We start from the raw sequence: 23,709 nt of genomic DNA, 5'->3' as shown, positions 1-23,709 counted from the left end.
GTGCTTATACATTCAACTGTCGAGCATTTCCTGCTATGATAAGATAGGTTTTTCATCTAGAAAGGACTGAACAGATTGTTTACCTCGTTTTTCATTACGCTCTACCATGTGTTTCTGCCCATATCCTTGCCCGTCATTGGCGGAATATTGTTAAAACATTTCAAGGACTGGGATACACGGCCGCTTTCGGCGTTTTCACTCTATATTTTAAGTCCTGCGCTTATCTTCCATACCCTGCTGCACGCAGAGATTACCTGGACTGATGTTACAAGCACTTTCTGGTTCTCCATCCTCAACTTGATTGCCCTATGGGCTCTAGCTGAGATCGTAAGCCAAATTTTTGGTCTGGGTGCACCTGAAAAAGCAGGACTGACCCTCGTCTCCACATTCACGAACTGTGTGAACTACGGGCTCCCGCTTGTGCTGCTAGCTTTTGGTCAGCTTGGTCTGGACAAGGCTTCGGTGTACGTCATTGGACAGATGATTATCGTCAATACGGTAGGTATTTTCTTTGCCGCAAGATCGGAATTCACGGTGAAAAACGCGATGCTGTCCGTATTCCGCATGCCCACCATCTATGCAGCTGTGATCGCAGTCATCATCCGGAGCTCGGGCATTTCTCTTCCTGATGCTCTGGATGGGGGCGTTTCGATGATGGCTACCGGTTATTCTCCCATTGTTCTGGCGATCCTGGGCGCACAGATGCTACGACCAAAAGGAGATACAGCACCTTGGCAACCTAATGTTCGTAAGGCTTTTTGGGCCGGACTAGTTGTCAGGTTGGTTGCAGCACCGATTTTATCCTGGCTTATACTGAAAGCCCTGCAAGTCGAAGGAACATTATTCCCTGTATTGCTTATCCTCGCCTCGATGCCAACGGCTGTGAACGCTGTTATTTTGGCTGAACAGTTCGGTGCATCTCCGCAATTTGTATCCCGTTGCATTCTGTGGACCACCGCTGTTTCCATGGTCTTCCTGCCGATTATGATTGTGATGTCTTCCTGATCAGCACAGACGCTGTGCTAAGGCCTGAAGCGTTTGCCGCTTGGCGGCGCTTCTCCAGCCGGCGTTCATGCCGCCGATGAAGAGCTCTGACGTAGAAATATTTGACGACAAAGTACGAAACGAATCCCAAAATTAACCCAAGCACACTCATACCTGCCAGGATATCTAGTCCGCCGAGCAACAGTTCGCTTACCGCTGACCAGTTCCCATGAAACAGTTCCCTCCATGCGCTCTCATGCATAGGCCCCTGTCCCATACTGTGGGCTGGTAAAATCCATGAACCTATCTGTTTCGCAAGTGGCATCAGAATAATCGGCAGAAATGTCAGTTTGCCCACAACGTTACCTACGATGGCCGCTGGCATGGAACCACCAGACAAACGCACGATCGGATAAAACACAAGATAAATCAGGGATGCAGTTGAGATCACGATCAGTTCAAGACCGAACCCTATAGCAAATCCGGTAGATACCTTATGAGCACCACCCGGAGCACGTAAAAGTTTGAGGAAATTCAGTTTCATTGCACGAGTCAAACGTGCCATTCGATTGGGTTTGCGCTTCTGGTTTTTCATCCTGAATTTCTCCTTATTTGCACAAATGACGAATCATGTCGTCTACCCATCAATTATATCACACTGCGTCGGCTCCAGTGGTTACAATCACCGGACGCGTTTCCATCGTCACATTGCCAGCTACTGCGCGAGATATCATACAGGATGCCTCCGCCTTATGCGCCAGCTTCTCGGCCTTGCTCAGATCTGATTCGGGTGCATCTGGTGGAAGTACAATTCGCGGCCGATGCACAATGCGTTCATACGTAAAGATGTTATTGGTCACATCCACCGTTGCCTCCGATTCCAGCGTCAGCTCGTCAGGTGTAATATCTGAACGCTCCAGCATCGCAGCGAGTGTAATCAGGTAACAGGTTGCCGCTGCCCCCAGCAGCATCTCGTCCGGGTTCGTTCCTGTACCAGGGCCGCCCATCTCCTGCGGGATAGAAATGACGGTTTTCAGACCTCCCGCATCAATCGTGCCCTCACTGTTACGTCCGCCATTCCATACCGCTTTTAAGTGAAACGGATGTTTCATTGCCATCGATCCTTTCTGTACCGTTTATAATCCTTAATTCCCGTCACACCCGTATACACGGAATTTGAAGTTCATTCAGCGCGTTGACATGCTCATCCTGCACACCCTGATCGGTGATGACCTTCCCAACACTCTCCATGCCAGCTACCCTTGTAAAAGCTTGGATGTTAAATTTGCTCGAATCGGCTAGCAAAATGACTTCGTCAGCAATATGAATCATTTTCTGCTTCACCAAAGCCTGTAATTCATTCGACTCGCTGATGCCCTTGGTCAGATGTACGCCTTTGCAAGACAAAAACACTTTATCCACATGATACGCATCCAGCGAGCGCTCTGCGAGTGGCCCGACAAAGGACAAGGATTTTGAGGCAAGCTGTCCGCCTGTAGCAATGACACGAATCTGTTCTTTCGTACTTAGCTCCGCTGCAACCTTAATTGAATTGGTCAACACCGTCAGCGGAATATTGGGCAGTCCAGCTGCCATATACCACGCAGTAGTGCTTGCATCCAAAGCAATCCGGTCACCAGGCTCCACCAGCTTCACTGCTTCACTTGCAATGCGGCGCTTCTCATCGGCATGGGCAACAGCACGCTCGGGATATGGAATCTCGGTTTGCGACTCATCCTTGTATTTCACACTCACCGCTCCACCATGCGAGCGTCTGAGCCTGCCCGCCTGCTCCAGCTTGTCCAAATCACGGCGAATTGTTTCTTCGGTCACTCCACAGCGCTCACTAAGCTCAGTGACACGCATGCTTCCATGCGCATCCACCCATTCCACAATTTTTTCATATCGTTCCGCAACGAGCATTTTCATTCACTCCAAACCGTTAATATACCAGTTAATCCTGTTATCCCATCATACCATAGAGCAGTTGGAAGGAGAATTTCACAGACCTACAAGAAATGACATTCATAAACATTCATGCAATATATGAAAAAGAGGAGGCTTGCGCCCCCTCCATCCAGTCATTCCGATACATTATTTATCCTCTGCCATAGGGAACCAACCTGGCGTGTGGATAATCGCATTCCACAATCCATCAGGAATTACCAAACGCTCTTGATCGGATTTCGTCAGAATGGTCTCAATATCCTCTTCACGTCCGCTTTCAATCTTCTCGACCCAGTCTGGCTCGATGATCAGCTCACGTCCAATCGCAAGCAACGGTACACCGGTCTCCAGCGCTTCTGCCGCTTCATCGGCGGTATGAATGGCTCCAACACCGATTACAGGTACTTTACCGCCAACACGATCCAAGATGAATTCGATTCTAGCACGTGTATCCTCTTCACCACGTCTTGGCTTAGACCAGAACTCATTTAAGGAAACGTGCAAATAGTCGAGATTTTTGTCTTTCAAAGCATCAACCAGTGCATACGTATCCTCCATTGTTAATCCTGGCGTTTCTGGCTCTTCCGGCGAGAAGCGGTAGCCTACAATGAACGGAAGTTTGGTATGCTCGGCAACGACACGTTGTACCTCATCTACGACGGCCAATGGGAACGCTAAACGTTTCTCTACACTGCCGCCCCAGCGATCTTCACGTCGGTTGGAATGCGGAGAGAAAAACTGCTGAATCAAATAACCGTTCGCGCCATGAATCTCGACACCGTCAAAACCGGCTTCAATGGCACGGCGAGTCGCTTCACCGAAATCACGAATGACCGATGTAATCTCTTCATCCGTCATTTCTCTCGGCTCCGGAGAACCCGGGCGCTCACTAGCAACGGCACTAGGTGCAACCACTTGGCCTGCAGGAACGGCTTGTTCCGGTGTCAGACGCCCTGCATGGAACATTTGCAGTACAGCAACAGAACCTTGCTGTTTAATCGTTTCAGCCAGACATTTCAGTCCAGGCACAAAGCTGTCATCATAAGAGCCGAATTGCGCTGGAAAGCCGATACCGTTAGGCGTAACATGAGTTACCGCTGTAACCGACATGCCAGCTCCACCTGTGCGGCGCGCATAATATGCAAGCTCAGCATCGGATACCGTTCCATCTGGGTTAGAGGACATATGAGTCATAGGAGCAAGCACGATCCGGTTTTTCAGTGTAATGCCGCTTGGCAGCGAAACTTGTTCAAACATTTTCGAATACTTTGGATTCATTCGTGGTTCCCTCCTGAATTATATCTCTTTAAATAGATATATGGATATATACATTCAATTACTGTAACTATTATAATTACGTTTTAATTCAATTGCAACTTTTCTTTTTCCATTCCCTGTCAGCACGCATCGGAAACCACGCGAATGTAAAAAGGACAGCATGTCCTCAGACACCCCATCCTGTTCTTTTAACCATTCCAAAAGCTCAGAAACAAAAAACATGGAAGCAGCTACATCTTCAGCAAATTCTCTGGTACACCTAAGTCATTCCTAGTAACTCCGCACGTATGCCAGCTTTTGCTCCATCTCTTCAACACATTCATAACAATCATGTTCGTCGTTCGCCACCATCGGTGTGACCGGGTACAGATTCATATCTGTTTGGTTGTACGTTTTGAGGAGCGGTAGCAACTGTGTCACCCGTGTATTAGCCGGATCAAGCCAGGTGTTGATCTCATCATCCATAAGAATCGCTGGCATCTTGTTGCCAAACTCACGAGTCGCAAGGTTTGCGCCAGCCATGAGCATCGTACAGGTACGAAGCGGCTGTTTACGTGTATCTTTCCATATTTCATACAACCCCGCGATGCCAAAAAGTCCGCGATCCGGCATGACCACACGTACGGCATAACGCTTCTTGCCTTCTTGTCGCCAGTAATACAGCCCATTGCAAGGAATAACACAGCGTTTGGTCTCCACCAACTTATAATATGCGGGGTTTTCATGCACAGTCATTAAGTTGGCGTTCACCGCATCCCTCCCCCAGAACGGAATAAATCCCCAACGGAACTCATCCAGCACACGTTCTCCATCCTGATGCAGAATGATCGGCGTATGTTGCGTTGGACTGATATTATAGCGATTTTTATAGTAATACATGACACGTTGTACCTTGAAATGATCCCGAACTTCATCCAGATCAGCCGCGAGTGAAAAACGTTCGCACATCCCTATACACTCCTTTTTCCTAGTCAGGTTGAGTGTATTATTTGTGAGTTAAGGGAATTTATGCATACGTTCCCCGGACAGAAAGCGACTCGTTGTGACAACATTCCTTTGTAGTACAGGTTTTTTCCTTTTTTCCACGGCAAAAACAACGACTTGAGACTCATTTCAGGTACACATTTCCTTGTTACTATAATAGAGAAAATATACATTTATTGGAGGTTTTAAGTATGAAAAGGAAGATTTTGATGAGCCTGATGTTGTTCTCTGCGCTTGCGATGTTTGGAAGCACGATCTATGCAGCAACCTTTTTGAATTACGGCTACCCAAGCTCCACCATTCCAATCCGTACCTACAACTACGCTTCTGCATGGCAGGGTCCGATGGATGCTTCTCTTGCCAACTGGAACAATGCGGGAGCCAAAGTGCAATTCGTCAAAACGAATAACTCTCCAAACACGATCACCGCTGGCAACTTCAATAATACCGCTTACGGTGTCAACTACGCTTCCGTCTCCGGCAATCAGGTTGTCAACTTCCGCATCGAACTCAACGCCTCCACCATTACTGCTGATGCATCCAATCTATCCAACTTTATACAAAGCGTATTCGTCCATGAACTGGGCCACTCCGTCTGGCTTGGTGACAACCCTACAACGAACAGTCCTTCCATTATGTCTTACACACGCAACCGGAATTCCATGACCAAACCACAGACCTTCGATATCAATAATGTCAGATCCAGATACTAATCGTTCGTATATCATCATTCCGTATCATTTACATTTTATTACCAAGGAGGATTCCAATCCATGAAAAAGAATCGAGTACTTACCTTGCTCGTCTCGTCCATCTTTATCTTGTCTGCCGTCGGCTGCTCTCCAGCAACTCCGGCCGCTTCTCCCCCCGACGCTCCCGTCACAATCATCGCATCCGAGGATTATCCCAGTTATGGCAGTGTAGACGCCTTGTCCCAACGGGCCGACACCATTGTGAAGGGCAATGTCATCCAAACACGGGTTGAAGCTTTAGATGACAGGGTGTTGGCTGAGTCCCCAGATCAGAATAATATGAACGCAGCGGGAAGCGCGGCAGATACACAGGTTTCTTTTGACAAAATCTATACGATCTATACGGTTCAGGTGACTGAATCCTACAAAGGTGGTTACACAGCCGGGGATCGGCTTGAAGTCAAACAGCTTGGCGGACAACTGGGTAACACCGAAATAGTCAACGATGACAGCCTTAAGCTTATGCAGGCCAAGGATTATGTACTTTTTCTTGAAACATATGCGGACACCCCTGCAAGCCTGCTGAACAGCGTTCAAAGCCTCTATGTAGTCAAACCTGTTGCAAAATCAGACCAGGCCAGCCAGCAATCCCAGTCTGAGGTGATTGTCAGTGCAAATCCAGAAAATGATCTGACGCTCAGCCTGAGCGAATTGCAACAAATCAAAAACGAACAGTCCAATCCGTAACGTATATTTCCTCTTTTACCTACTTACTTGTTTGATGTCCACCTCAATATGCCGCTCTACATAAAATAAAAAAACGCGCTGCCCGAAATACCGGGTGGCACGTTTTTACTTTATTGCCTATGATCAAATCTCTCAATGCCAATGGCTAGCGATTGACACACACCGGAAGGGTAAACCAGAAACAACTTCCTTCTCCCTTCGTACTTTGAACAGCAATTTCGCCTCCATGCCGTTCCACAATCGATTGAGCGATCGCGAGCCCAAGCCCCGCACCACCACTACTTTTACTACGAGATTTATCAATCCGGTAAAACCGTTCAAAAATACGTGTCGTTTCTTCCGCTTCAATCCCCTCACCTTGATCTATCACCGCAATTCGCAGAAACGCCCCCTGCTCTGTTGCAGTAAGCGTGATTGTGCCTCCTGTAGAAGAGTGCTGGATAGCATTTTGCAGTAAATTGGAGAGAACCCGTTTCATCTGTGCAGCTACCATCATGGCAGCTGGCAATCGATCAGGCAGCTCAATCTCCACACTCAGCTGTTTCTCGGCAAGATGGAACGAGAAGCTCTCGAGCGTGGTTAGCAACAACTCATCAACATGACTGGGCTCTGGATTAAATGGCTCCCCTTGTGCTTCCAGACTCGATAGATCAAACAAGTCCTGGATCAGCCCTCCCAGCCTCTTCGTTTCAAGGCGAATCGTATTCAGATAACGTTGAAAGGTCGCTTCATCCTTAATCACATCGTCCTCAAGTGCTTCCACAAAAGCCTGAATCGAGGCCAGCGGTGTACGCAAGTCATGAGATACATTCGCAATCAGCTCTCGCCTGGCCGATTCGGATTGATGAAGATGGTCAAAGCTATCCTTCAGCCTGGAACTCATTTCATTAAATTGCTGTGCCAGCAGTTTGAATTCCTGTGGTCCGATGAGAGGGACTTCCGTATGGAAATCCCCTTCGGCTACCTTCACTGTACGCTCGGTAATACGAGCTATTGATTTTTCTAACGGCTTCGTTAATACATACTGGAGAACAAACGAAAGTAAACCTACTCCGGCTGTTATACCTGACAACCAATACAATTGATCGATGGTGAGAAGCATTTTGGAATAACTGACGAACAAACAAATCAACAATACACCAATACCCAGAAGACTGGACAATACCAGATACGTGCGTAGTTTCATGATGATCCACCTGCAAACTTGTAACCTATACCCCAAACGGTTTTAATATATTTCGGCTCTGAAGCATTTTGCTCGATCTTCTCTCGTAATCTCCGAATATGCACGGTTACAGTCGTCGTGTCTCCCTCGTAGCTAAAATCCCAGATTTTGCTTAACATCTGACTACGCGAGAATACCTGTCCCGGGTGGCTCGCCAGCAAATACAACATCTCAAATTCGGTAACCGTTAAGTCAATCAGCCGTCCGTTAATCTCTACCTCGCGTTTCACAAAATCAATCGTCAGCCCTTCATAACGAATCGTATGCGATGAATGAGTAGCAGGCGACACCTGTACCGTTCGCATTCTGCGCAATATCGCTTTGACACGTAGAACGAGTTCTCTCGGACTAAACGGCTTGGTCAGATAATCATCTGCTCCCATCGTCAGACCCATCAGTCGATCCTGCTCTTCCCCGCGAGCCGTCAGCATCACAATGGGTACATCCTCGGTTTGCCGAATCTCGTTACAGATTTCCCAGCCATTTTTACGTGGCATCATCAGGTCTAACACAATCAGATTCGGCGCGTGACTGCGCCACAGCTCAATCGCCTCCATGCCATCCTTAGCTGTTACCACGGAATAACCTTCCCTTTCCAGGTACCTGCGACAAACGTCTGTAATATTACTGTCATCATCAGCAACCATGATACGCTCATTCAATGAACTCACCCCATATTCAAAACAAGCATCTGGCCTCATCATATCACAGGGCAAGGACCATGTTTCAGTATTATTGATCTGCTTTACTTACAATTCTTTACGTTTACTTCGTCACCTTCACTTCATAGCCTTCATCGGCATCATGTATTTTGAAATGACCGTATTCGCCACATAGGTGTTGCCCTCATGGATCGTAGGCATCGATTTCAAGCTAACCTGCATGCCGTCTACCATCATTTTTTTAGAACCAACCCACACTTTAATGGTTTTAGCCGCAGGCATTATAACATCTTCCATCATCGTGTTATCAGCCATCGTTGTGTCATCTTGCTTCATCATATCATCGTCCATCATCATGTCATTTTTCATTTTCATATCGTCTTTCATTGTCATATCATCTTTCATCATCGTGTCGTGCATTTTTTCCATATACATTAACGTTACCGAGCGGTCTTTGCTGTCCCACATAATGCTGTAACCGTACATTTTTGCCGCCTGTCTCAATTGAGCAAGCTCCATACCATCTTTTTTAATCATTTTCATCTCTGCTGTACTTGCGCTTGCTAATCCCGAAAAGGTCAAAGACATCATCAACACCGCTGCTGCAATCATTTTTTTGCTTTTGCTTGTTTTCATCATTGTTATCACTCTCCATGGTTTAGTTGCTTGCATGGACTACAATAAGGAAAACAACTTACGATTCTCTAAGCAAAATATTACGAAATCATTACGATGTAAATATTGGTATCATCCTGATATAAAAAACGGTTGAAATCCCTCTTTGCGAGAGACTTCAACCGTTTCATTCGTTGCTACGTCTTATTTTCTACTTGCCTCACATTCAGTTCACACGAATAAAGTCAGCCATGGATCGAACCTGGGCCGCTCCTGGATTCGAAATGACGTCTGCTTGCTGCAACCCTTCTCTGGAGGTGAACTTCACCTTTACCGGAAACCCGGGAATCAGATCAAAGAAGTTATCCGAGAAGACCCCTTCAACTTCCGAAGACATCCACACCTGCTTGGCAAGAACGTCACTTTCCAGCACTAGATACACACCATCCTCATCGGCTCCTCCGCTGACTTTGATGCTCGCAGGCTGAAGCGCAAGCTCTTTGGCAGGCACGAAGTAATGCTCCTGGACAATGTCTGTTACTCCCTCTTGATGGAGAGCGAGTCGCAGGAGCGTCGTCGCAGCATCATGTCCTTCAAGCCAGTCTGTATTGCGCAAAGACAACAACTTCTCGCCTGAATTGGCTGCCACGCTTACTTCAAGTGTCTCATCCCGGTGCACCGTGCCATCGAATCCAATCAATTGAATTTGGAGCTGCCCCTCCACAGGTTTAAGTTGATCGGAAATCACATAGATATCCGTGACGTCTTCTTTGGTACCATCCACGGAAACCAATACATCGTTGAAACTGCGCTTCGCGTAATATTGCAATGCCTTCCAGCGACCAAGATAGTCCATCCCTGCCCACGAAGCGACAGGCCAGCAGTCATTCATCTGCCAGTAGAGCGTGCCCATACAGTACGGTTTACGGCGGCGATGGGCTTCAATTGCGGTTTTCATCGCTTCCGCTTGAAGGACCTGACTCATATATAGGAAGGATGGGAAATCCTTCGGTTCATGCATATACATATCCATATACTGCTTGATCAGCCGATTACCCGCACCGTTCTTCTGATGTGCAAGCATGACCTCTGACTCCAAGGCCAAGTCTTCTTCCTCGGCATACGTGCGTACCGATTTGTATTCCGGGAACGACTGGAATCCATACTCACTCATAAAACGGCCTACATAAGTATTGTAATTCTCAAAAGGCTCAACATTGTGCCACACACCCCAGTAATGGATGTCTCCTTCCGACGTAGACGGATGGGCGTGCTGTTTTTCATCCCCTGTCAGCGATACAATCGGGGAAGAAGGCCAGTAGTCGATGCCAGGTGCATACGCTTCGACCACTTCTGGTAAAAGGTCATGGAAAATCGCTTCATAATCCGCCCAGATGCGTTCGCGCTGTTCGGCATTGTAATCTTTTTTCCAGCCCCATCCACCATGTTCAATATAATGCGCCCAAGCCGAATCAATCTCATTGTTGCCGCACCACAGAACAATACTCGGATGATTGCGCAGACGTTTCACATTGTCTATCGCTTCATATCGGACACTGTTCAGGAACGCTTCGTCACCCGGGTACATACTGCACGCAAACATAAAATCCTGCCACACCATGATACCGTATTCATCACACAGATCGTAGAACACATCCTCTTCGTAAAAGCCACCGCCCCATACACGCAGCATATTCATGTTGGAGTCAGCTGCCGATATGATCTCATGCATGTACCGTTCCCGTGTCACTTCAGTGATAAAACTATCATTTGGAATGTGGTTGGCTCCCTTGGCGAACACCGCAACTCCGTTCAGTTCAAAATAAAAGGAAGCCCCGGCTTCGTCCGGATCACGAACAAGACGAATGGATCGAAGTCCTGTCTTGACCTCGCACGATGCGACAGAACGCTCACCTTGAAGTACTTCGGCAGCAAACGTATATCGATACGCTTCACCCAATCCACGACTCCACCAAAGTTTCGGATTTTGAATCAAGATGGGAACCTCTATCGTATGGGAACCAGCTTGCAAAGACACGTCCTTCTCCCAGCGCTGGCCATCCGCGCCTATGCGTATAACGGTATCTACAGGCTGTGAAGTTTCCACTTCTACCACGGCGGTGACTTGTGCCGATGTGGCATTTACTTTATTTTGCCGGATAAATAGATCATGAATTTTCACATCTGCCCATCCCTCAAGCCTAACTTCACGCCAGATGCCACTGGTGACAAAACGCGGACCCCAATCCCAGCCGTAGTGATATGGCGCTTTGCGCGCAAAGATACTTACTCGTTTATCCCCGAGACCGCCCACATCGGATTGGTCATTGGATGCAGGCAAGGCATATCCCAGCTTCTCCAGCTTCGGCAAATCCTCCTGAATGGGAGAACGAAAATGAATGCGAAGCATGTTCTCCTGTTCCTTCACTAATGCTTTTACATCTGCCTTCCATACTCGAAACATGTTATCCGCAGACAACACATGTGTGTCATTCACATATACATCCGCATACGTATCCAGTCCGTCAAAAACAAGTTCAATATGCTCCTGCGTGTATAAGGAAGGTTCAATATCGAACGTTGTACGGTACTCCCAGTCCTTCTTGTCGATCCACTGCACTTCCTTCTCATTTGTCCCGTAAAACGGGTCAGGAATCTTGCCTAATCTCAGCAGATCGGTATGTACGCATCCAGGCACCTGAGCCGGCATCCATTCCTGATCTTCACTAGCCTTGAACGTCCAGTTTTCAAATCGTTGCGATAGGTTTGTGCTCATGACAGCCTCCCAAGTTGTTATAGTAACCAACGTATTTTGTTAGGTTTTGTTATTATAAAAGCAAACAATTCACAAAACAAAATTAACATGTTAGCCGTATAACAGTCAATGCATTTGGTAAATTTAATTGTTCTGATCATCTCTCCAATCACCAAAAAAGACATAGAGATTTACTCCTCCATGTCTGTTCATGTCTGTTCCTTCTCTTTTGTTTCCATCCTCCTAAGAAGGCCGGCAAACTAAAAACTGCACCGGGCTATGCCCGAAACGAATGATATTCATCCCGCATAATAATGTCCGCATTAATCAGCTTGCGCTCATATGGAACTTTCGGATTGCTGATGCGCCATAACAGCTGATCTACAGCACGTGCTCCTAGATGTTCTTTATGAATATGCGCCGTAGCCATAATAGGATCATCTGTCCGCGTATTATCAAATCCTGTTACCGCGCACTGTTCGGGCACCTGAACGCCGCGACTTCGCAAAGCCTCAATGATAATAAATGCCGTGTGGTCATTCGCGCAGACGATTACCTCTGGAAAATCTTCGAGCTTCAGCTCTCTGACCGCCTGTTGCATCTCCTCATACTCCTGCACCAACAGCCCCACATGCTGATCTGCCTGTAACTGCATTTCTTCAAGTCCCATCCGGTACCCTAGCCACCGTTCCCTGAAACTAACCGCATCGGGCAGCTGTCCAGCAAACTGGAACCGTTTATATCCCTTTGCTGCGAGCATAAGAACTAACTCTTTCATGCCTTTCACATTGTCAGTAAATACAGTATCCGTGTGTATTGCCGAATCCTCGTGATCCACCATGACGAGCGGAATGCGTAAGCGATATATTTCGAGCAGAACTGGCGTTGAGATCGTGCCTACCGTAATGACACCCCGAATGGCATCAGGATTGAGAACCGAAAACATATGATCGGAAGAAGGCTCCGTCAGCGTCAAAATATCCATGCCCTGCTCATTCAAACGCGCTGAAATCCCGTCGAATACAGGCCCCCAATACAAGGAAGAACGATTTTGAGAGCGTATATTCGGAAACAAAATCAATATAGTACCTTCGTTTTTCTTCCCCGCTGTGCTGCCGGATGATGTAAGAGAATCAACTGCATTATATTTTGGCTCTATTTTAAAATAACCCAGTTGCCCTGCGGTTCTGACAATCATCTCGCGCGTATGCTCACTAACCCCAGGCTTGCCCGTCAATGCACGGGAAACTGCAAACTTGGATACTCCTGCAGCATCTGCGATCTGCTGCATGGTCACTCTTTTGCCCATCTTGCTCACCCGATTTTCCTGATTTTTCATCCAGTGTAGCATAAAACCCCGAATGAACAAAACATGTTTTGTTCATTCGGGGTTTGTTAGGTTAGAACGGAGTTAGACGGAATAACCTGTAACTTCGTTTATCTAGCGTTTATCTATGGGCGAATGTCTTCAACTAAACATGTTTGGATGGACAAACAGAATCACTTAACACTATAATGCCGGGCGCTTTCTGCGTCTGAACACATGCAGCGGCAGTTTGATCTCCGTAATCAATACGCCAGCCAGCATCAATGCCGCTCCACAGTATCCTTGCAACGTAAGGGACTCTCCCTGAAAAATAAAAGCAAACGCTGCGGCAAACAGCGGCTCCAGCGAAAAGATCAGGCTCGTTCTCGTAGGAGAAGCGTGGCGCTGAGCAAAAGTTTGCAAAATATAACCAAGCCCACTGCATAATACTCCGAGTCCCAGGATCGAGGCCCACGATTCCGGCGTATCTGGCAACTGCGGTGTTTCAAACACAAATGTAGCAACGGTCCCTAACAGAGCTGCTACACCAAGTTGAACGATTCCGAGTGTAAGCGGATCATGATTCGGTATATATTTACCTGCGATCATAATATAAACGGCATAAACCAATGCCGCCAGAATACATAACAAATCCCCGAGATGCAGGCTCATTTCATGTTGAAGCGTTAATAATCCGAGCCCTGCTACTGCGACCACAATACTGACACTTAGACGTTTGTCCGGCAAGCGCCGGCGCAAGACTGTCGTTAATATTGGCACAAAAATGACGGCCAAACTGATTAAAAATCCCGCCTGAGACGCTGTCGTTCGCTGTACCCCATAGGTAATGAATACAAACGCAGCAAACAACGCTGTACCCAGCACGCCTCCAGCAAGCAACGTACCACGATCTACACTTCTCAAACGGCGGTGAAAGAGCAGCCCTGCCGCTACAAAGGCGATTCCAAATCGCAAAGCAATTAAATTTAGTTCTTGCATTGAAGCTAGTCCCGATTTCATAAACAGATAAGAAGAACCCCAAATAACGGTTGCAAGCAACATCTGTACATCCGCTCTTCGCGATGCCTGAATCTGATTTCCCTGTAAGCCATTCATCTAACTTCTACCTTCATTCTTCTATAATAGTCTGAGCTACGTTGTATATATGTACTAAACTAACTCGCCTTGGCAAGTATAAACGATCTCTTTGCATTATAAAAATGAATATTTATAATAGTTATTATGAAACAAACTCATGTATAGGAATGTATGCTTAACTTGGAAGGATGTTATTATCCAATGTCACTGATTAAATACGAAATTCTAAATACGGTTGTCGAATATGGCAGTCTGACCAAAGCATCCGAGGCCCTAAATATTACACAATCCGCCGTCAGCCATGCCATCGCCAGCCTGGAAAGCGAATATGGTTTCTCCTTGCTGCATCGCAGCCGCTCGGGTGTTCGAGTCACCGCGGAAGGTGAGCGCATTCTCGGTTATACTCGTGAAATCATCCGCTGGGCCGAACTAATGAACCAGGAAATCTCCCTAATTCGCGGTGCCGAGATTGGCACGGTACGAATCGGGACATTTGCTAGTGTATCAACCCAGTGGCTTCCGGGTATTCTCAAGCAGTTCAGGCTTCGCCACCCCGGAATTGAGATTAAACTGTGGGAAGGTGACTATGCCGAGATTGAGAACTGGCTTGCCAGCGGTGCCATCGACCTTGGATTCTTGTCTCTTGGCGACTCGTCGCCGTTCGAAACCATCACATTGCAAAAAGACAGGATCATGTGCATCCTGCCTCTGGATCATGCTCTGGCTTCAGAGAAATCTGTATCTTTTGACGTTTTGCTAGAGCAGCCTTTCATTCTTCCCAAATGGGGCGGTGACAACGAAATTGAACGTTTGATTCGCCAGCATGCTGCCAAATTAAATGTTGTATATGAGGTAGCCGAGGATCAGGCTATTATGGCCATGGTACGTAACGGACTTGGCATCAGTCTTCTTCCCGAGATGGTGCTGCAAAATCATACGGAATCACTCGCGCTCGTGCCAATTGCAGGTGACCCTTACCGAATGATCGGTTTAGCTTGTGCTTCCCTTCGGAACCTTTCGCCAGCCGCACGTCGTTTTATCGAAGATGTTCAGCAATGGCTCATTTCAAACAATTCAATATTATTCCCAGACCCGATCTAGCTGATCTGCATAGTAGCGTATCGCCCGGCTGTAGTCCATTATCCGCGAATCTCCAGAAGTATCCGCGAGTTGAACAAGCAGCCGTTGCATTGCCTCTGCGTGTTCGCCGAGATTGTAGAGCACCATAGCATAGAATACTTCAAACTCCCGGTGCTCGGGAAATTCCGATATTCCTGCAAGCAGCCATGTTTTGGCCTGCTCGTATTGTCCAAGCGTACGATAGGTACTCCCCAGTCCAAGAATTGCACCAGCCCGAGCTTCTGCCGATAGCTCCAGTTGCAGTGCTTTTTCATAATAAGGCACAGCCTCACGTTCCAGGCCTAGCGAATCATGTGCCCATGCGAGTTGATACCAGCCTTCCCCATTTTCCGGATCAAACTCCGTAATTTGGTGCAGCAAGTCAATTGCCTCCCGCACTTTGCCTTCCTGTCGCAGGCAAATCGCTTGTTGCAAATCATTCATGTTGTTGTCACATCCAATAACAATTAATAATAAACAAGCACATCTTGTAATAATACCAACAACGAGGTTGTCCGTTTTATTCCAAAATGTGCTCTCTGAGGGAATCCCTACTCTACACTACTTAAGACCAAGTTGTATTCACTACCATCAAGATGAATATGAGCATCAAATAATTGACCGAGATCAAAAAGTTGACCTTTGCCCACTTCTCATCATCCTGTGTTTTCAATCCGCCAAGTGTATGTACAAACCAGATCAAGCTGCTAATCAGAGATATAATCAGAAATACCAGCCCAACGTAATCAAAATAATACAACAGGAATACAGCAGGAATCAGTAGAAAAACATAAGGAATCATCTGTAGCTTGGTACGTTTCACACCTTTGACAACTGGTAAGAGTGGAAAGCCAGCAGCACGATACTCTTCCACACGGCGAATACCCAGCGACCAGAAATGTGGGGGCTGCCACAAAAATAACAGTGCAAACAACAGCCAAGCTCCTGCATCGATTTCATTCGTTACGGCGGTATACCCAATGACAGGTGGCATCGCCCCTGCAATCCCCCCCAGCGATGTACTCCATGTCGATGTACGTTTTAGCCATATCGTATAGATCACGATATACGCAAACCAACCGAGCAAAGCCATCCAGCCGGATAACGGATTCACCAGTAGAAACAATATTGCTAAGCCAGCGACTCCAAGCACCAAGCCGTAACCAAGAACAAATCCTGGTTTTAGATGATTAATGTAATCCATCCTTTTTTTCGTTCGTTCCATCTTTTGATCCAGCTCACGATCCCAATAATTATTGATGACACAAGCCGAAGCAATCACGAGCGTTGAACCAATCACGACCATAAGCAGAGATATCCATGCGATATCCCATTGTGAAGCAACCCAGAAACCGACGGCAACCGCAAATACATTCAACCTTAACAGTCCGGGCTTGGTTAATGCAATCATGTCTTTAAGCATCAGAAGCCTCCTGAATGATGTAAAAACGCCATTCCTATAATGATACATGTACCACCAACGAATTACAATCGCTTTCAACCATTTGTCATAACAAAAAGCATTCTTCACCGTTTAATTGAACGGAAAGAATGCCTTCTGTCGTTTAAATTTTATTTATATTTTTTATCCCGTTACGGAATGTACTGTTGTACAATTTTAATTACTTTTCCATCTTGAATCGTCAGGTGGTAAGGGAACACAGACAGATCCAACATTCGTTTATCCCCATACAGCGATTCAAACTTGGTCAAGCTCACGGGTTCATTCCACTGAATATCTGCCCCTTGAACCGTACCATCACGGTCATACAGTTGCATCAGAACGTTGGCGTCAGCTTTGACCTCAACCTGCTCTTGTTCTTTGTTATCATTAACAATATAGTAACCGTCAGGTGCTTCGTCCATGCCCGCATCCGGATTTCGTTGCTTGAAAATGGCATCTGCTTCCTCACCTTGATACCAGCCGATTTTATCTACAGTCAACATTAATTTTCCGTCTTCTACACGCATCCCGTCAATATAAGCCGTATACACTTCGGAATTGGCCAACTGGGCCTTATTAGCAGAAGGTGACTGAACATTGGTACGCTCCTCTGCATTCGCAGGGGTAAGCAAATATGTAGTCAGCACGATGATGCCAAGTAAAGCCACTGCTGCACCGATCATCCGATATCTCCATTGTTTCGCCGCGTTTTTCATGCCAGCATCTCTCCTTATTTCAAACGTCTCTTTAATTATTAAACGAAAGCTTTTCTTCTCAAACGGACACGCCAAACATTAACGATTCGTTTATGTTGTACTCATCATACTTCATAACACTTTCTGAAAAGTATCAGCCAGATTAAAAATAGTTACAATTCACGTCATTACTACTGAGCTTGTCCACCGCTTCACATAGAGAAACCCCAAATCAGCTGCATTCGGGGTTTCTCCTGCATCTATATTAATCTATGCTTGTACAGTCCATTTATGCCTAAACTTCTTTAATGGCTCGTTCTGGTGTCTTGCGCCAAACGAACAAGCATATGAGCCAGCATATGACGTTCCTCTTCTTTACCTACGTTCCAGAGTTCCTGTAAGAGTTTCTCTTCCCGGTTGCGTGGTTCTTCGTTAGCTGCCAGATGATCTGCTACTTTTTGTGCAATTTTAGCCATTTGTTCTTCACTTAAACCGATGGATTCGCCCATGGCAATCCGTTTACCGAGGTATTCTTTGAATGCATCAAAATTTTGTAAAATGTGGTCTCTTTCCTCCGGTGCAATCTTTTCAATTGCGTTGTCTACCTGATCTGTGGAAACCTGTCCGTCTTTGTGGATCACATGATTTTGTTCATTCATACTTATTACCTCCTTTAGTTTAATTGCATTATTCATTTTTGTGACTTATGTTGAGCTTGCAATAAGCTTCACAACCATGGTCATTTATAATATAAACGTCTCGCTGAAGTTTAATCAGCCGTTTCAAAAATGGTAGTTGGGTTAAACGTTTTACATATACATGTAGATGTTTGGTTATGTTAGTAAACATTGATTATTACCGAGTTTAAGGAGGAGATCTCATGAATGACAAGCCTAAACATGACAAAACAAACGATGAACTCAAGCCTGGCGTAAATACCGTCATTGAACCAGACAAAAGAAATCCAGGTCCTACGGACATGATTGAAGGAGTCGTCGGAGACATTGTAGATAACATTCGCAAAGACTTCACCCATAGAGGACATGATCATTCTTCCAATAAAAATGCAACAAATGAACTGGATAAATAAGCATTCGCACTCCAGTATTCGTCAGAACAGATTCTGCTTTTGCTTCTCACTATCCTCAAAAGAAGAAAAGCATGAAAACAAGTCCTCTTCAACCGACAGGAAAAGAGAGGACTTGTTTTTTTGTAATTTTTTTATAATATACCGATTAACCTTTAGCTATTTTCTGTAACGCTTTGTGAATCCATATCGCCGCGATCGCGCCCTCGCCCATAGCAACAGTCGCTTGCTCGGCATGAAGTCCAAGATCTCCAGCAATCCACACGTGAGGAGCCGCCTGCATACTACGAGGATTCGCTTCTACATGTTTATTGTCTGCAATGACGGCCCCGAGCTGCTCAGCTAACTCATAGTGAACCCGGTTTCCGCCAAACGCGATAAATCCACGTTCCGATTCGAAAATCTGTCCATCTTCGGTTAAGACACCTGTAATATGACCGTCCCCCATCTGCTGTACTTCCTGTACCGCTGCTTCGAGATAACGAACTCCTGCTTGTTTCATTTGACGATGAAGGTCAGCAGAGATAGCGGTCTGCTCGTGGTTGATATATAAGAGATCGTCAGTACGCTCAATTAATGTCATGGCCATATTCGCTCCAGCTTCACCAGCTCCCAGCAGGATCGTTCGCTTCCCTTGAATCTCATAACCATCACAATCAGGGCATACATACACGGTTCTGCCGAGCGTAGATTTAAGTCCCGGAATATCAGGTATTCGATCCGACAACCCGGTTGCCAGCAGCACTGTTTTGGCCTGATACAGAGTTCCAGAAGACCCTTTAAGCCTAATCTTGTCCTCATGCACACGCACAGCTTCTATAATTCGATCCTTTTCAAACAAAACGCCCGTCTGCTCAGCCTGCATCCTGCCAATGGCCCGTAATTCTTTGCCCTACACCCCATCCGGGTAACCGAGAATGTTATGATAGGTTCGGCACAACGTTGATCTGCCCTCCCCAGCATCGACTACCAGTACTTGATGCGATGAATAACGTCCTAGCTGGATGGCCGCCTGAAGCCCTGCAATCCCTCCGCCCACAATAATACAATCCATCTCTCGCATGTTATTCCCTCCTGAATATCCAATACTCTCTCTTTTTAACTTTATATTTTTCAAGACGATTCTTGTCCTTCTATACATTAAACCGTACAAACAGGCTTAAACGGCCTGACTTATTCCATAGCTTAAACCAAAAATAAAAGACCCAAACCTCCGGTTTCAGACGAATGGTTTAGGTCTTCGTGTGTTAGAACTGATACGATTCGAAGCGCATGGCATTGGTGATGGCATTCCATACATCCGCAGTTTCGCCGCCCATATACCAGTAAGCCAGTCCTGCAATGCTTCGTTGAGTACTCATCTGCACTTTGGCTGATAAAGAGCGGCTATCTTCCGCCCAGATCGCTCTTGCCACCGAGTTAGACGTGTATTTAATCATATACTGATTCAACTGTTTATCCCAGTTTCTTAGAGAACCTGATGCCGCTGCCCGGACTCCTTGCTCGCCCAGTGTAATGTCCCAGGAAGCTGATGCAGGATTCACGGTAGACCAGTCCCTCGTATACAACGGAAGCGCCAGAATGGTCTTGGACCGATCTACCTCGGAGAGCATCGTTGTCAGCGCTCGATTCACCCATGGAAGGGAAGCTACCGAACCTGGCTTGAGGTCACCGCTCCAATGCTCTTCATAACTCATAAGCACCATATAATCTGAGATCGCGCCAAGCTTGACGTAGTCAAAGGCTGCCGTCCAATCTGAACCGAGATTGGGAGATACATCGACCGATACAACAGCGCCAAGAGCGTGCAAGGATTTCGTTAGCGAAGTCACAAACGCGGTAAAGCCTTCGCGATCGACAGGATCTACATTTTCAAAATCCACATTAATGCCGCCGAATTTATACTTTTTAACATAAACACTCACTTGACTGACAACCGCTTCCCGGTTCGCTGAACTGGACAACATCTGATGCGTCATCTCTTTATTGGAACGGTTACCAAGCATAGGCCAAAGCGCTCTGCCTGAAGCAGATGCCCAAGAGATCAATGTAGTATTGGTATGATCCGAAACGTTCATATCTTGATTCAGGAAAAACCAACGCGGAACGACGGTGTTAACAGGCGATTGCTCCACTTGTTTTATAAATGCTGCTGTCGATGAATTGTACTGCCACCCCAGTTGAATCCCATGATCCTGCTTCCGCTGGATTTGTGTGGCCCATGTGTAATTCTGCAGGATCGCGTCCAGCATCACCGCAGCCTCTTCCCGTGTAACTTGGTCAGCTGGCCGGAACATGCCGTTGCTTCCGCGCATCAATCCAAGCTGATGAACCTTCTGTACATATGGAAGAGCCCAGCTTGAGATATCCGCCGCGTCTGCATATGTATTGTATATACTATCGCTTGCCACAGGGCGCTGTTTCAGCATACGAACAAGCAAAGCAGCTGCCTCTTCCCGTGTGATGGAAGCATTCGGCTGAAACTGGTTCTGGCCTTTACCCTCCAGAATGGATAGATTAGTCATCGCAGCCACATTGCCGTAATACCAAGCTTTCGCAGAAATATCTGCAAAAGGTTTAATATTGTTTGAAACTGGCTTTAGTCCGAGCAAGCGTACCGCAAATGATGCAAATTCAGCACGTGTGACCGCCTTTTTCGGTTCAAACGTGTGCTCCGTTGTTCCTGCCACAATCCCTTTCTGTACCAATCGCGTAATGGCTTCTCTTGCGTAGCTTTTGCTTGTATCCTGAAAGGTAGGTTGCTGGCTCCCCGCTCCGTTAACGAAGCTCCCATTTCCAACCACTGAACTGAATAAAATGGCACTGCTCAACACGATTTTCCACACGGAATGAAAGGTTCGAAAAGCTCTATTATCATTTACTATTTTCACATTAAAAAGCCTCACTTCAATAGATTACGATCTTCATTATCGTATCAAATTGAAGCGAGGCCGTATGTGGTTAAATATTGGTAATGTTCAAGAATTACTTGTGTACTTTAACGCGCTCTTCGATCGGCTGGAACTCTTTCTCCCCTGGTGTTGCAGTTGGTTTACCAAATGGCATCTGAGCGATCAGTCTCCAGTGCTCTGGAATATTCCATTCTTGCTTTACTTTTTCATCAATCAGTGGATTGTAGTGCTGCAGGGATGCTCCCAGTCCCTCTTGCTCCAGCGCAGTCCAGATGACCAGTTGCAGCATACCGTTAGATTGGTTAGACCAGATCGGGAAGTTATCTGCATAAGCAGCAAAGTTTTGCTGAAGCTGTGCTACCACATTGTTGTCTTCGAAAAACAGAACCGTACCGTAGCCGCTGCGGAAACCTGCCATTTTCTCAGCTGTGGATTGGAATGCCTCTTCGTTGCCCACAACTTCACGCAAAATTTCTTCCGTGTGGTTCCATAATTGATCATGCTGTTCACCAAGCAATACAACCGCCCGGGATGTCTGTGAATTAAATGCAGTTGGTGTATACTTTACCGCTTCTTCGACGATTTCCTGAATTTTCGCATCCGAGATTGTGGATTCCTTGCTGATTCCATAATAAGATCTTCTGTTCTTCAACGCATCAAAAAAAGTAGACATTCGTATACGCCTCCTAAGTCATTTGTAGTTCATTGCCAACAAGGTAACTATAATATAGTAACATACATTAGTCAATAAACTATTTTATTTTCATAAATTTTTCAATGCCTCTTACGATAGTCTGCCCGGTACTTCTCTTCTGTAGACGAATTACTTTTCGTCTGATCCTTATTCTTTTCCTCCTGCGCTTCCATATTCAAATCTTGCATAGGAATCGGGTCAACCGTTTGTTCTTGCTCGTATCGATCCAGCATGCTTTCGTGTTCCGTCTTATTTTGCTCCGGGTGATTTTGCATCTTATCCTGTGTACCTTTTTCCCGCAGCTGTTTCGGTGTGTCCTTTTCCATCCCTTTTCGCCTCCTATAATCGTCTTCTCCTCATTACCTTTCTTTACCTGTTCGCATGGAATTCTAAACATCTTCGTTACGTGAAGTGTGCTGATCCTTGGTCGCTATTTGTTCAAATGTAATAAAAAGAAAAGCCAAAGAAGCCGGCCGCGATGAATCTGCGGGTCGGCTTCTACATATGACATACAATTATTCTTCGTTTACTCTAATATAAGCGATAAACTTCGTTTTAACTTCCCTATCAGTCCTACAGCTGCCGATGCAACTGACTTCGATACAGATCAGGCGAACAGCCCACGCTTTGTTTAAATATTCGGCTAAAATGAGACAGCCTTTTAAAACCAGACAATCGACTGGCCTCCGTCACACTCATCTCGGGCTGAAACTGAAACAGCAGCTTCGCTTGATTAATACGCCGATCATATAAGTACTTAAATATGGTCAGCCCCGTCATCTCCTTGAACATACCTGCCAAATACGGCTTGGACAGATGTAGTTCCTGAGCGAGATCATCCAGACCGATGTCATGCATGTAATTCGTATCCACATATCGGATGATATGCTGGACATGTCTTTCTTTTTCCGATGAAGAACGCTGTTCCTGCACATGTCCCTGACAGATCTCTGCTACACAATATAACAGGTCACACACACGGATATGCATACGCTCCTGTCTGAATCTGGACGAGTGAGAAGATAACTGGTGCAGATCATGCAGCAGTGCTTCAAATTCTGTGCGAATCTCACCGGTGAGGTTCACCCGGCAATTGCCCAGCTCATCGAACGGCTTCAGCACTTCATGGATGCGCTCGGGGTGCAGGCTTTTACGAATGGCAGAAGGGTCGAAATGAAGCGTAGTCCGAACATACGGTTTACCGACTTTGGGATGCGGCCGATGCAAGGTCAGTCCATGCATTAACACCAGATCCCCCGGCTCCAGAGCATATACCCGATCCCCAATAATATAGGTGCATTCACCTTCATGAAAATAATAAATCTCATAGTGCGGATGCGAATGGAAACCGTCCGAGTTACCCGGGTCAAACTGACTCGTGGCTTTATACGTATACGCCAGTGGGGCATTAAACTGCATCATGCTTGGCACGTCATCACCTCCTGTGCAAAAAAAGAAAGCGGGA

Annotated in this window: 24 protein-coding genes and 1 pseudogene; 5 read left to right on the top strand and 20 right to left on the bottom strand. The window is 46.3% G+C overall.

Translation table 11 applies throughout. The features are described from left to right. Positions 1-75 precede the first annotated feature (75 nt). Entirely contained in the window at positions 76-1,005 is a 930-nt protein-coding gene (locus ABIE27_RS17050) for an AEC family transporter (protein WP_429351043.1), read from the top strand. On the opposite strand, the gene ABIE27_RS17045 is transcribed toward ABIE27_RS17050, so the two are convergent. The 5 genes from ABIE27_RS17045 to ABIE27_RS17025 form a co-directional block, all read right to left on the bottom strand. Beyond that, positions 983-1,579: a DUF2062 domain-containing protein gene (locus tag ABIE27_RS17045; RefSeq protein ID WP_123066692.1), complete on the bottom strand. Its 597-nt coding sequence runs from the start codon at positions 1,577-1,579 to the stop codon at positions 983-985. The two genes, ABIE27_RS17050 and ABIE27_RS17045, sit on opposite strands and share 23 nt — an antisense overlap. A 58-nt stretch (positions 1,580-1,637) precedes the next feature. Then, a complete protein-coding gene (locus ABIE27_RS17040) occupies positions 1,638-2,096 on the bottom strand; it encodes an OsmC family protein (RefSeq protein ID WP_123066693.1) in 459 nt (152 codons plus the stop codon). Between the two features lie 43 nt (positions 2,097-2,139). Beyond that, on the bottom strand, positions 2,140-2,907 hold the full coding sequence (locus ABIE27_RS17035; protein ID WP_123066694.1) for a DeoR/GlpR family DNA-binding transcription regulator: 768 nt from the start codon (positions 2,905-2,907) through the stop codon (positions 2,140-2,142). A 171-nt stretch (positions 2,908-3,078) separates the two neighbouring features. After that, on the bottom strand, positions 3,079-4,209 hold the full coding sequence (locus ABIE27_RS17030) for an NADH-dependent flavin oxidoreductase (protein WP_429351042.1): 1,131 nt from the start codon (positions 4,207-4,209) through the stop codon (positions 3,079-3,081). 270 nt (positions 4,210-4,479) lie between these two features. Then, positions 4,480-5,157, bottom strand: a complete 678-nt coding sequence (locus ABIE27_RS17025; RefSeq protein WP_123066696.1) for an SOS response-associated peptidase — start codon at positions 5,155-5,157, stop codon at positions 4,480-4,482. A 227-nt stretch (positions 5,158-5,384) separates the two neighbouring features. Between ABIE27_RS17025 and ABIE27_RS17020 the strand changes: the two genes are divergently transcribed. After that, positions 5,385-5,906 carry a hypothetical protein gene (locus tag ABIE27_RS17020; RefSeq protein ID WP_123066697.1) on the top strand — a complete coding sequence of 174 codons (522 nt, stop codon included), beginning with the start codon at positions 5,385-5,387 and terminating at the stop codon, positions 5,904-5,906. Between the two features lie 60 nt (positions 5,907-5,966). Beyond that, positions 5,967-6,632, top strand: coding sequence for a hypothetical protein (locus ABIE27_RS17015; protein ID WP_429351041.1), 666 nt, complete (start codon positions 5,967-5,969; stop codon positions 6,630-6,632). 145 nt (positions 6,633-6,777) lie between these two features. Here ABIE27_RS17015 and ABIE27_RS17010 read toward each other — a convergent pair whose 3' ends face one another. The 6 genes from ABIE27_RS17010 to ABIE27_RS16985 form a co-directional block, all read right to left on the bottom strand. Continuing rightward, positions 6,778-7,818, bottom strand: a complete 1,041-nt coding sequence (locus tag ABIE27_RS17010; protein WP_429351040.1) for a sensor histidine kinase — start codon at positions 7,816-7,818, stop codon at positions 6,778-6,780. Then, positions 7,815-8,519, bottom strand: coding sequence for a response regulator transcription factor (locus ABIE27_RS17005; RefSeq protein ID WP_429351039.1), 705 nt, complete (start codon positions 8,517-8,519; stop codon positions 7,815-7,817). Before ABIE27_RS17005 ends, ABIE27_RS17010 begins: the two co-directional genes overlap by 4 nt. A gap of 117 nt (positions 8,520-8,636) precedes the next feature. Next, positions 8,637-9,155, bottom strand: a complete 519-nt coding sequence (locus ABIE27_RS17000; RefSeq protein WP_429351038.1) for a stalk domain-containing protein — start codon at positions 9,153-9,155, stop codon at positions 8,637-8,639. 205 nt (positions 9,156-9,360) lie between these two features. Then, positions 9,361-11,910 (bottom strand): beta-mannosidase, encoded by a 2,550-nt coding sequence (locus tag ABIE27_RS16995; RefSeq protein WP_429351037.1) that lies wholly within the window; start codon positions 11,908-11,910, stop codon positions 9,361-9,363. A 256-nt stretch (positions 11,911-12,166) separates the two neighbouring features. Further along, the gene (locus ABIE27_RS16990) at positions 12,167-13,240 is read right to left on the bottom strand and encodes a LacI family DNA-binding transcriptional regulator (RefSeq protein ID WP_429351036.1); all 1,074 of its coding nucleotides are present in this window, start codon (positions 13,238-13,240) and stop codon (positions 12,167-12,169) included. A 159-nt stretch (positions 13,241-13,399) separates the two neighbouring features. Next, entirely contained in the window at positions 13,400-14,311 is a 912-nt protein-coding gene (locus ABIE27_RS16985) for a DMT family transporter (RefSeq protein WP_429351035.1), read from the bottom strand. A gap of 183 nt (positions 14,312-14,494) precedes the next feature. Here ABIE27_RS16985 and ABIE27_RS16980 point away from each other — a divergent pair, with 183 nt between their 5' ends. Next, the gene (locus tag ABIE27_RS16980) at positions 14,495-15,394 is read left to right on the top strand and encodes a LysR family transcriptional regulator (protein ID WP_123066703.1); all 900 of its coding nucleotides are present in this window, start codon (positions 14,495-14,497) and stop codon (positions 15,392-15,394) included. On the opposite strand, the gene ABIE27_RS16975 is transcribed toward ABIE27_RS16980, so the two are convergent. The 4 genes from ABIE27_RS16975 to ABIE27_RS16960 form a co-directional block, all read right to left on the bottom strand. Further along, a complete protein-coding gene (locus tag ABIE27_RS16975; RefSeq protein WP_429351034.1) occupies positions 15,374-15,856 on the bottom strand; it encodes a tetratricopeptide repeat protein in 483 nt (160 codons plus the stop codon). The two genes, ABIE27_RS16980 and ABIE27_RS16975, sit on opposite strands and share 21 nt — an antisense overlap. Before the next feature lie 121 nt (positions 15,857-15,977). Continuing rightward, positions 15,978-16,835, bottom strand: a complete 858-nt coding sequence (gene cyoE, locus ABIE27_RS16970) for a heme o synthase (protein WP_123066705.1) — start codon at positions 16,833-16,835, stop codon at positions 15,978-15,980. A gap of 170 nt (positions 16,836-17,005) precedes the next feature. After that, positions 17,006-17,572 carry a hypothetical protein gene (locus ABIE27_RS16965; protein WP_123066706.1) on the bottom strand — a complete coding sequence of 189 codons (567 nt, stop codon included), beginning with the start codon at positions 17,570-17,572 and terminating at the stop codon, positions 17,006-17,008. Positions 17,573-17,856: 284 nt separating this feature from the next. Further along, a complete protein-coding gene (locus ABIE27_RS16960) occupies positions 17,857-18,210 on the bottom strand; it encodes a DUF3243 domain-containing protein (protein WP_123066707.1) in 354 nt (117 codons plus the stop codon). 221 nt (positions 18,211-18,431) lie between these two features. Here ABIE27_RS16960 and ABIE27_RS16955 point away from each other — a divergent pair, with 221 nt between their 5' ends. Further along, positions 18,432-18,641, top strand: a complete 210-nt coding sequence (locus ABIE27_RS16955) for a hypothetical protein (protein ID WP_123066708.1) — start codon at positions 18,432-18,434, stop codon at positions 18,639-18,641. A gap of 145 nt (positions 18,642-18,786) precedes the next feature. Here the strand turns inward: ABIE27_RS16955 and ABIE27_RS16950 are convergent. From ABIE27_RS16950 to ABIE27_RS16930, 5 genes and pseudogenes are all read right to left on the bottom strand, one after another. Further along, a pseudogene (locus ABIE27_RS16950) lies at positions 18,787-19,701 on the bottom strand (NAD(P)/FAD-dependent oxidoreductase). 184 nt (positions 19,702-19,885) lie between these two features. Continuing rightward, positions 19,886-21,529 (bottom strand): S-layer homology domain-containing protein, encoded by a 1,644-nt coding sequence (locus ABIE27_RS16945; RefSeq protein WP_429351033.1) that lies wholly within the window; start codon positions 21,527-21,529, stop codon positions 19,886-19,888. Positions 21,530-21,623: 94 nt separating this feature from the next. Next, positions 21,624-22,223, bottom strand: coding sequence for a nitroreductase family protein (locus ABIE27_RS16940; RefSeq protein WP_123066710.1), 600 nt, complete (start codon positions 22,221-22,223; stop codon positions 21,624-21,626). A gap of 101 nt (positions 22,224-22,324) precedes the next feature. After that, positions 22,325-22,570: a hypothetical protein gene (locus ABIE27_RS16935; protein ID WP_429351032.1), complete on the bottom strand. Its 246-nt coding sequence runs from the start codon at positions 22,568-22,570 to the stop codon at positions 22,325-22,327. Positions 22,571-22,817: 247 nt separating this feature from the next. Continuing rightward, positions 22,818-23,666, bottom strand: coding sequence for an AraC family transcriptional regulator (locus ABIE27_RS16930; protein WP_240037203.1), 849 nt, complete (start codon positions 23,664-23,666; stop codon positions 22,818-22,820). Positions 23,667-23,709 lie beyond the last annotated feature (43 nt).

This window comes from Paenibacillus sp. 4624, assembly GCF_050435065.1.
Classification (GTDB): domain Bacteria; phylum Bacillota; class Bacilli; order Paenibacillales; family Paenibacillaceae; genus Paenibacillus; species Paenibacillus amylolyticus_D.
The sequence above is the reverse complement of the archived record's forward strand: the minus strand, read 5'-3'. Positions and strand labels throughout refer to the sequence as shown.